This is a genomic window from Paenibacillus zanthoxyli JH29, assembly GCF_000520715.1.
Lineage (GTDB): Bacteria > Bacillota > Bacilli > Paenibacillales > Paenibacillaceae > Paenibacillus_AQ > Paenibacillus_AQ zanthoxyli.
In genome coordinates this window covers 1-9,590 of record NZ_ASSD01000644.1, presented here as the reverse complement: position 1 = coordinate 9,590, position 9,590 = coordinate 1, and the positions used below count along the sequence as shown (strand labels likewise).

10 protein-coding genes are annotated in these 9,590 nt (G+C 55.2%); 4 read left to right on the top strand and 6 right to left on the bottom strand.

From position 1 onward, the window contains the following. Positions 1-639 (top strand): class I SAM-dependent methyltransferase (locus L691_RS0124600; RefSeq protein ID WP_025692893.1); only part of this gene is annotated, 639 nt, incomplete at its 5' end. Between the two features lie 71 nt (positions 640-710). On the opposite strand, the gene L691_RS0124595 is transcribed toward L691_RS0124600, so the two are convergent. From L691_RS0124595 to L691_RS0124580, 4 genes are read right to left on the bottom strand one after another with little or no spacing between them, the layout of a single operon-like run. After that, positions 711-1,784, bottom strand: a complete 1,074-nt coding sequence (locus tag L691_RS0124595) for an ABC transporter substrate-binding protein (protein ID WP_025692892.1) — start codon at positions 1,782-1,784, stop codon at positions 711-713. Beyond that, positions 1,781-2,602 carry an ABC transporter permease gene (locus tag L691_RS0124590; RefSeq protein WP_025692891.1) on the bottom strand — a complete coding sequence of 274 codons (822 nt, stop codon included), beginning with the start codon at positions 2,600-2,602 and terminating at the stop codon, positions 1,781-1,783. The genes L691_RS0124595 and L691_RS0124590 overlap by 4 nt, the downstream gene beginning before the upstream one ends. Then, positions 2,592-3,401: an ABC transporter permease gene (locus L691_RS0124585; RefSeq protein WP_025692890.1), complete on the bottom strand. Its 810-nt coding sequence runs from the start codon at positions 3,399-3,401 to the stop codon at positions 2,592-2,594. Before L691_RS0124585 ends, L691_RS0124590 begins: the two co-directional genes overlap by 11 nt. Beyond that, entirely contained in the window at positions 3,391-4,500 is a 1,110-nt protein-coding gene (locus L691_RS0124580; RefSeq protein WP_025692889.1) for an ABC transporter ATP-binding protein, read from the bottom strand. Before L691_RS0124580 ends, L691_RS0124585 begins: the two co-directional genes overlap by 11 nt. Before the next feature lie 253 nt (positions 4,501-4,753). On the opposite strand from L691_RS0124580, the gene L691_RS30875 reads away from it, so the two are divergent. After that, a complete protein-coding gene (locus L691_RS30875; protein WP_025692888.1) occupies positions 4,754-5,851 on the top strand; it encodes an FUSC family protein in 1,098 nt (365 codons plus the stop codon). A 47-nt stretch (positions 5,852-5,898) separates the two neighbouring features. Here the strand turns inward: L691_RS30875 and L691_RS0124570 are convergent, their stop codons facing one another. Next, positions 5,899-6,504 (bottom strand): flavin reductase family protein, encoded by a 606-nt coding sequence (locus L691_RS0124570; protein WP_025692887.1) that lies wholly within the window; start codon positions 6,502-6,504, stop codon positions 5,899-5,901. Continuing rightward, complete coding sequence (locus L691_RS30090) at positions 6,494-7,375, bottom strand: DMT family transporter (protein WP_232229274.1); 882 nt, start codon at positions 7,373-7,375, stop codon at positions 6,494-6,496. The genes L691_RS0124570 and L691_RS30090 overlap by 11 nt, the downstream gene beginning before the upstream one ends. Before the next feature lie 288 nt (positions 7,376-7,663). On the opposite strand from L691_RS30090, the gene L691_RS0124555 reads away from it, so the two are divergent. Together L691_RS0124555 and L691_RS0124550 are read left to right on the top strand one after the other, a co-directional pair. Continuing rightward, complete coding sequence (locus tag L691_RS0124555; protein WP_025692885.1) at positions 7,664-8,641, top strand: aldo/keto reductase; 978 nt, start codon at positions 7,664-7,666, stop codon at positions 8,639-8,641. Positions 8,642-8,839: 198 nt separating this feature from the next. Further along, positions 8,840-9,493 (top strand): S8 family serine peptidase, encoded by a 654-nt coding sequence (locus L691_RS0124550; RefSeq protein ID WP_025692884.1) that lies wholly within the window; start codon positions 8,840-8,842, stop codon positions 9,491-9,493. Positions 9,494-9,590: the final 97 nt, after the last annotated feature.

Below are 9,590 nucleotides of genomic sequence, written 5' to 3'. Positions count from 1 at the left end.
CGGCGGCCCGCCGACACCATCATCGGTGTTGAGCCCGGCGATGATATGCGCGGCAAGGCTCTGGAGAAATGGAACGCGCTGGGCAGTCCGGCAAGCATATCGTTTGTCTCCGGCTATTCCAATGCTCTGGAACTGTCTTCCGCCTCTGCCGATATTGTCACCTGCTCCCAATCCTTCCACTGGATGGAGCCCGTGAGCACGCTGAAGGAGGTCTCGCGGGTGCTGAGACCGGGCGGAATCTTCGCCGCCTACGACTGTGACTGGCCCCCGGTGCTCGAGCCGAATATCGAAACCCGCTACAATGAACTGATCGAACAGGCCGATGTCATCATCAGCCGCCGGGTACCGGCAGAGGACAGGGCCGTCAAATGGGGCAAGGAAGGCCATCTTAGCCGCATCAAAGCGAGCAAGGAATTCTCCTTCACCCGCGAAATCGCCTTCCACAACATAGAGCACTGCAGCGCGGAGCGGTATGTCGGCCTTACACTCAGCCAGGGCAGTCTTCAAACCGTGCTGCGGCTCGGCGGAGGCGAGCTGGATGAAGAGATTGCCGATTACCGGGAGACGGTGGAACGCTATTTTTACGGCCGTACGCTGGAGACGCTGTTCAGCTACCACGTGAGACTGGGGATCAAGTGAGGGACACATGTTTAAAAAAAGCCTCCGGAATACGCGTCACCCGCGTCCCGGAGGCTTTTGTTCTCAATCGCCTAATCGTTATTCATCTTAAACTTCAGAAACAGCTCATTATAGTGCGCAAGCATGCGCTTGCCGAGATTGCCGTACACCTCAAGCTTGTCGGTGATTGCTTTAGGCGGGTAAAATCGTTCATCCCCGGAAATATCCTCCGGCAGCAGCGCCAGCGCGTCCTTGTTCGGCGTGGAGTAGCCGACATACTCGGTGTTCTGGGCGGCCACTTCCGGCCGAAGCATGAAATTAATGAACTTATACGCCCCCTCCACATTGGCCGCCGAACGCGGAATGACGAGATTGTCCGCCCACACGTTCGAGCCTTCCTCCGGCACGACATAATTCAGCTTGTCGTTCTCGTCCATAATCTCTGCGGCATCTCCTGACCAGACGAGGCCGACGGCGGCCTCCTCATTCGCCAGCAGCATTTTGATTTCATCGCCGACAATCGCTTTGACATTGGGCGACAGGGCGTTCAGCTTCTTCAGCGCCTCCTGCAAATGCTCCTCGCTGGTGTCGTTCAGGGAATAATGCAGGCTGTTGAGCGACATCCCCATCACTTCCCGCGCTCCGTCCAGCAGCAGGATATTATTTTTCAGCCGGCTGTCCCACAGGTCATTCCAGCTCTTGAAGGTTAATCCGTGAGTCAGCCCGGGATTATAGACAATGCCGACCGTTCCCCAGAAGTACGGAACCGAGTAGCGGTTGCCTTCGTCAAACGACAGGTTCATGAACCTGGGGTCGATATGGGACAGATTCGGCAGCTTGCTGTGGTCGAGGGGGAGCAGCAGGTTTTCCTCTTTCATTTTGGCGATCGCGTAATCGGAAGGAACCACAAGGTCGAAGTTCGTGCCTCCCTGCTCGATCTTCGTCAGCATCGCCTCGTTGGAATCAAAGGTCTGGTAAATGACCGTAATGCCCGTTTCCTTCTGGAACTGCGTCAGCAGCTCGGGATCGATATAGTCGCCCCAGTTATAAATGGTCAGCGTATTGCCGCCGGAGTAGCCTTCGCTTTTGTTCATCCAGGACCCAAGGTACATCAGGGCAAAGGCCGCGATCATTACCGCCACAAAAGCGTTCACAAGCTGCTTCATCTAGGCACCCCCGCTTCGGCCGTCAGTTCCGCTGAGGGCTTCTTGGCTTTTTTGACCGTCAGGAAGTAGTAGCCAACGACCAGCAGCACAGTGAACAGAAAGATCAACGTGGACAGCGCGTTAATCGACAGCGACACGCCCTGCCGTGCCCGCGAATAGATTTCCACGGAGAGGGTCGAATAACCGTTGCCCGTTACGAAGAACGTTACCGCGAAATCGTCCAGCGAATAGGTGAGCGCCATGAAAAATCCGCTAAAAATGCCCGGCCGGATGACCGGCAGAATGACCTTCGTCAGCACATCCCTGCGGGTTGCGCCGAGATCGCGGGCGGCGTCGGTAAGCGTCGGGCTCATCTCCTCCAGATGCGGCAGAATCATTAGCACCGCAATGGGCACACTGAAAGCGATATGCGAGAGCAGTACGGAAGAGAATCCAAGCTGTACGCCCGCAATCGTGAACAAAATGAGGAACGAAGCGCCGATAATGACATCAGGGCTGACGATCAGCACATTGTTCAGCGACAACAGCGTATTCTTGGCCCTGCGGCTGCGGACATGCTGAATCGCAAGCGCGCCGATCACCGCGATAATCGTCGCGATGGCGGAGGACAGCAGCGCGATCACAAGCGTATTGATTACGATGATGATCAGCCGCGTATCCTGCACCACTTCGCGGTAATGATCAAGCGTAAAGCCTTCAAATTCATGCATCGTGCCGCCGCTGTTGAACGAATAATACATCAGATAGAAAATCGGCGCATACAGCACGATAAAGACAAGCGCCAGATACAGATTGGACCACCGGTTTCTATTTTCCATGCCGCGCTCCTTTCCGGCCACCCGCAAGGACCATCACGAGAGCCATAACGACGATCAGGAACACGGCGACGGTCGAGCCCATTCCCCAGTCCTGCGTGACCAGAAAATGCTGCTCAATGGCCGTGCCCAGCGTAATGACCCGGTTGCCCGCGATCAGACGGGTGATCATAAACAGGGACAGCGCCGGAATGAAGACCGCCATGCAGCCCGAGCGCACGCCCGAGACCGTGAGCGGGAACACGACCCGCCGGAACGTCGTCCATCCGGAAGCGCCCAGATCGCGCGCCGCAGACAGCAGCGTCGGATTCAGATCCTCCAGCGCGCTGAAGATGGGCAGAATCATGAACGGAATAAAAATATAGACCGACACAAACACAAAGCTGAAGCCCGTAAACAAAATCTGCTTCTCCCCGATGCCGAGCACATCCAAAATGCTGTTAACCGGACCGAACGTGCCGAAAATGCCGATAAAAGCATATGTCTTCAGCAGCAGATTAATCCAAGTCGGCAAAATAATGAGCAGCAGCCAAAGCTGCTTGTGCTTCGTTCGTGTCAGCAGCCAGGCGGCCGGATAAGCGACCAGCAGCGAGAACACTGTAATCAGAAACGCGTACCAGAACGAGCTGAGCGTCATTTTTAAATAAACCGGGGTGAAAAAATCAGCGTAATTGGACAGCGTCAGCTCCCCGTTCAGATCAAAGAGCGAGTAATAAAGGATGAGCAGCACCGGCGCAATCACGAACAGGGCGATCCATAAATAATATGGGATAAGGTAGACTTGTTTCGCTTTACTTGTCATGCTGCTCCACCTCGCCGTAAGCTTCCAGACGTCTGTCGAACTCTTCCTCCGTTTCACCGAATCTCATGACATGAATGGCCTCGGGGTCAAAATACAGACCGATCTCGCTCCCGACTTCGGCTTTGCGCGTCGAGTGAACGAGCCATTCCTGCCCGGATTCATCGTAGCAGCTGATCTCATAATGCACGCCCCGGAACAGCTGGCTGTCCACCCGCACCCGCAGTTTGCCCTGCTCCAGAGGAACGATCTCCAGATCTTCGGGGCGGATGACGATCTCGATCGGCTCATTCGGCCGCAGGCCCGCATCCACGCATTCAAATCGGCGTCCATTAAGCTCCACGAGATAGTCCTCAATCATCACGCCGGGCACGATATTCGATTCTCCGATAAAATCGGCCACAAACCGGTTGATCGGCTCGTCGTAGATGTCGTTAGGTGTGCCGCTCTGTTCAATTCTTCCCTTGTTCATGACAAAGATCCAGTCCGACATCGCCAGCGCCTCTTCCTGGTCATGAGTGACGAAGATGAACGTGATGCCCAGCCGCTGCTGCATTTCACGCAAAATGTACTGCATCTCCGTGCGCAGCTTCAAATCGAGCGCGGACAGCGGCTCGTCCAATAGCAGCACCTGCGGCTCGTTGACGATGGCGCGGGCAATCGCCACACGCTGACGCTGTCCGCCCGACATTTCGCTCACGGCGCGCCGCTCATATCCGGCCAGATTGACGAAGCGCAGCGCTTCCTGCACCTTGTGCTCAATTGCCTGCTTCTTCAGCTTTTTGATCCGCAGCCCAAACGCCACATTCTCGAACACGTCCAGATGCGGAAACAGGGCGTAATCCTGAAACACCGTGTTGACCTGGCGCTCATTGGCAGGAATGCGGTTGATAACCTTGCCGTTCATATAAATGGAACCGTCTGTCGGTTCGGCAAAGCCGGCGATCAGGCGCAGAATAGTTGTCTTGCCGCAGCCGGAGGGCCCGAGCAGCGTGTAGAATTTGCCCCGTTCAATATCAAAGCTGACCCCTTTGAGCACTGGCTCTTCATCGTCGTATCGTTTCGTGACATTCTCGAAAGAAATAATGGTTGGTTCCTGAATAGCTATGATTTAAGACCTCCCTGCATATAAATGGAGTATTCCCTGCTTTGCTGCAAAATTCGACCATAGTCCAATAAGCCTATCATACCCGGTTTTTCGCTTCCCGGCATTCTTTATTTTACTATGCAGCGTTCACGTTGTTCGTAATGTTGTAATAACTGTCCGCTGAACCCTCAACTCAAGGGTGTTATAATGAAAGTAACTGAAAACATTATATTTTTTTTAAAATTTTTCGAAAAGAGATGACGAACACATGAACGAGGGGCTGCAAGAGCGCCTTGAAAAATTTGGTTTTTCGCTATATATGATACGGGTTACGCTGGCAGCTTCGATTTCCTGGATGGTTGTTCACGCTATGTACGGCGGCGAGTTCTCCTATTTTGCACCGCTGGCGGCGATTCTGATTACCCAGGGCAGCGTCAAAGCTTCGCTGGAAAAGGGCATCTACCGGCTGCTCGGTATTATTCTCGGCGGAACCGTCAGCTTAATGATCGGCCACTTCTTCAATGTTGGGCCGCTGTCGATCCTGCTGATTCTGCTGATTGGCCTTGGCGTGGCGACTGCTTGCCGAATCAACTTCCAGGCCATTACGCAGGTGGGCGTCACTTCGGTGCTGGCGCTGACCTTCATACAGGATCACTATGTAATGTTTAGAGCTACGGAGACACTGATTGGCGTTGCCTTCGCTCTGCTTTTCAATATGATTATCGTACCGCCCAAGGGCTTCATCAAAGTTAAGAGTACGGCCTTCGCAGGAACCTTGCTGCTCGCCGACGGGCTGAACGGACTCGCGCCGGGACGGGATGAGAACAGCCAGGCCGAAGCTTTGAAGCGGTCCGGACAGCTGCTCAAGGACAGCGCGCAGAAACAAAGCGAGCTGCTCTTTACCCTATCCCATGTTCCCTGCATTAATGATTTAACCGTCATGAAGAAATCGATCTCCCATTTACAAACCATGCATGGCTATGTGAAAGAAATCGCAGCTGAAATCCGGCTGCTGCCGCCTCATTACGCCGCCGCCGACTGGATGCAGAAGACGCTGAGCGCTACAGCCGACTGCATTGCTATTTTCGGGGCTAAGACCCTGTCGGATACGGAATGCGGCAGCTCGCTTCCGGAAGCCCTGCGCCGCGCCCGCGAGCTTCAGCTCGCCAGCTTCTCCGAGCTCCAAGGGAACTGTCCGCTGACCGCCATCCGCGATCTAGGCGCCGTCTTCTCGCATCTGAACCGGCTGCTGGATGAAGTGGAACGCGCGGATCACGCCGTCATGTCGGCTGCTCCGCAGCGGGCCCGCGCCCGTCTGGAACGCGCCGTGCGCTTTGCAAAAAAGGGACTCTCCCACAAGCTTTAAGCTTGGGAGCGTCCCTTTTTCTATATGAGGAGGTATAAGCTGCGCCGTTATTGATCTCCGTAAACCGGCCGATCCAAATCGAATATCCGTCCAATCGCGCTGTATGACGATCCGGCCAAGCGGCTGACCGGCTTCAGCTTGCCGATGTCAATCCGGCCGTTGTGGATGAGATCATCCCGTACATAGAAGCTTAGCACCTCGCCGATAATGGCATCAAACTTTCCCAGCTCCACATACTGCGCAAGGCGGCATTCCATCGCAACCGGACTTTCCTGCACCCGCGGCACCGCCACCGTGCTACCGGGAACGGCCGTCAGTCCCGCAAGCGTAAGCTCGCTGATATGAGCCGGTGCACTGATGGACGTGTGATTGATCGCCTCAATGTTATCCTCGTCCGTGACATGCACGACGAATTCCTGATTCGCCAGAATATTGCGCGCCGTATCCTTCAGCGTACCGTCCTCATGCCGTCCGCAAGAGAACATGATCATCGGCGGATCATTGTTCACAATGTTAAAATAGCTGAATGGAGCCGCGTTGACAATCCCGGCAGCATTAATCGAGGTAACGAAAGCGATGGGTCTTGGCACCACGCTGCCGATCAGCAGCTTGTAATTGTCATGAGCCGTCTGTTCGTTCATTTTAAAAATCATAGTTCCCCTCCTCCAAAGCTCTGATTTCTGCCACTACAGACGCCGGGCTGCGCCGGAACCGGACATTGACCAGTATAATGCTGATTACGACCAGAATCAGGCCTATCACCAGATTAATCGTTATCTTCTCATTTAGGAAGAGGACGCTTGCGCCGATGGAGACTAGCGGGACCAGAAAAGTATAAGAAGCAACCTTTCCGGCCTCCCCTTCATTAATCAGCTTGAAATACACGAGCCAGCCGAGCGCAATCACAAATATGGATATAAACAGCGTGACGGCGACAAAACCGGTGTTCCATCTGATGGCTTTCCACGGCTCGGCTGCGCTGCCGGCGGCCAGCAGAATCAGCCCCCCGAGTGTGATCTGCATGGCCGTCATCCACAGCATATCGACCCGCACCGCATTTCGCTTCATATACACCGTCCCAAGTGCCCAGCACAGGGCGGTGGCCAGCGCGAGAAGGATACCAAGAAGCGAAATGCTTCCGGTCAGGCCGCCCGCGCTCAAGCAGGCTACGCCCAGAAAACCGAGCGCGAGCCCCGCCATTTTTTGCCCATGCATCTCTTCCCCTAGCCATATCCAGGAGAAAATCCCAAGCAGCACTGGCTGAAGAAATACGATCGCCGAGAACAGTCCCGCCGGCACGTACTGCAGTCCAATCGTTTGTACGCCGTAATACAGCGCTATGCTTAACAGGGCGGAGCTCAAATATACCGGCCACAGCTTTTTGAACTGGAGCAGCCGCGCTTTGGGCAGCGCGATCAGGATCAGCAGCACACCCCCGATTACGGTACGGATGCCCGAGAATAGAAGCGGCGGCGCGTAGATCAATGCTATTTTGGATAAAGGCCAGTTAATGCCCCATACCAGAACGAGAAAAGTTAATTAAAAAAACGCAGATTTTTGCCGAGGCATAGGGCCCCTCCTTGTCATTCAGTCTTTTCTGATGATACAATATTTTCTAGCATAAATAAAATGAATATTTATCATAAGGAGCATACCGAATTTGTTATGAATAAGGGGCGAATTGAGCTCTTTGTCAAAATTGCGGTAAGCGGTAGCTTCACCTAGGCCGGACAGGAAATGAACATGGCCCAGCCCGCGGTCTACGCGGCGCTGCATAGCGCGGCCATATTAATAGTTGAGGAGAGTGGAAACATGAAATATGAACGTCTCGGGGGAAGCGGACTACAGGTATCGAAGCTGGGGCTCGGCACGAATGCCTTCGGCAAGCGGGCGGATCAGTCCGCTTCCACGGCGGTGCTGCACACCGCGCTGGATAACGGGATCAACTTCATCGATACCGCCAATATTTATGCCGGAACGGAATCGGAGCGAATTATCGGCGAGGCGCTGGCGGGCAGGAGGCATGAAGCCGTACTGGCGACAAAAGCCGGGCTGGTGAGAAGTCCCGGCCCCGGCGGCAGCGGTTCATCCAGATTCCATCTGATGCGGGAACTGGAGGACAGTCTCCGCCGCCTCAAGACGGACTATGTCGATCTGTACCAGATTCATACCTTCGATCCGCATACTCCGCTCGAAGAGACGCTGCGGACGCTGGATGACATGGTGTCCTCCGGCAAAGTACGCTATATCGGCGCCTCCAATTATGCCGCATGGGAGCTGATGAAGGCGCTTGGCATCAGCGAACGGATGGGCTATGAGCGCTACGTTTCGCTCCAGTGCAGCTACTCGCTTGCCGACCGTACACCGGAGCGGGAGCTCGTCCCGCTCTGCCTGGATCAGGGCGTCGGCATCATCCCGTACTTTCCGCTTGCCGGGGGCATCCTGACCGGCAAATACAGCGCGGGAGATAAGGCTCCCGCAGGCTCCAGAGCCGATACCGATCCGAACTTCGCCCGGTTCCTAACCGGCGAACGGATCGCGCTCGGGCAGGAGACAGCCGCACTCTCGGCGGAGCTAGGGGCATCGCCTGCCGCTCTGTCCCTTGCCTGGCTTATGAGCCGTCCGGCTGTGTCCACCGTCATTGTCGGCGCTACCCGGGCGGAGCAGCTTCTAGAGAGCCTGAAGGGCGTGTCCCTTGCTCTGAGCGCCGAGACGCAGGAGAAGCTCGAAGCGGTAAGCCGTCCTTTCATCCACAGCGAGCCGTTTGCGGTGTACCGCCTGCCGGAGTAAAGACCGCTGCCAGCGCCCCGTTCGGATGTTTCCTCCGGCAGCTCCGGCCTCGGTCGAAGAAATTCCTTTATTGAGCATAGGTGCGGCCAGAGTTAACGTTTCGGCCTTTAGATGAACGGGTATTTTCGCCTGCTGTACAGTTTACGCACCCATTTTCAAATGCCTTCACCCATTGGTAAATGGAGGAAAATAATTCCTTTGCCATCGACAAATAGGGACAAGTTATTTACCCCAAAGCGTGTGGCGGATTTCCTCCTCTGGAAGCGTGCGCTGCAGTATGCCGTAGGCCGAAACGTTACGGTCGTAGCGGCCGCCGGCAACGATTCGCTGAATCTGAACGACTCGCATGCTGTGGTCGACTTTATGAACCAAACGTACGGCTTCCTCGGCCTGACCTTCAAAAGCGCCGTAAAAGAAGTGCCGGGTACGCTTCCTGGCGTCATCAACGTCTCTTCGTCGAATCAATGGTCTTCGGACAAGATCGCGTTCTATTCCAACTACGGCAGTGCGATCGACGTCGCGGCTCCCGGCGGGGACAACGGTCCAGTCTATGACGCCAGCCAAAATCTCGGCGAGCGGGATTTCCATTTCCGCACGCTTAGCACATGGCCGACCTATCTGGCTCCTTACTTCACCTCGAACCTGACGGACTATGCGCTGCTGCACGGCACTTCGATGGCGGCTCCGAAGGTTGCGGGCATTGCGGGCGTCATCAAGGCCGCGCATCCGGGATATACGCCGGCCCAGGTACAAGCGCTCATTAAGCAGACGGCCAACGATCTAGGGAAGCCGGGGCAAGACCCCCTGTTCGGCTCAGGCGAAGCCAATATCTTCAATGCATTAAGCCGATAACCACAGGCGCCGCCGGCCTGATGGGTTAGACCCATCCAGCCAAATTTTCATGTGGAATCCATCTCGTCTCTTCTAGAGACGGAATTTCCTAAATAGG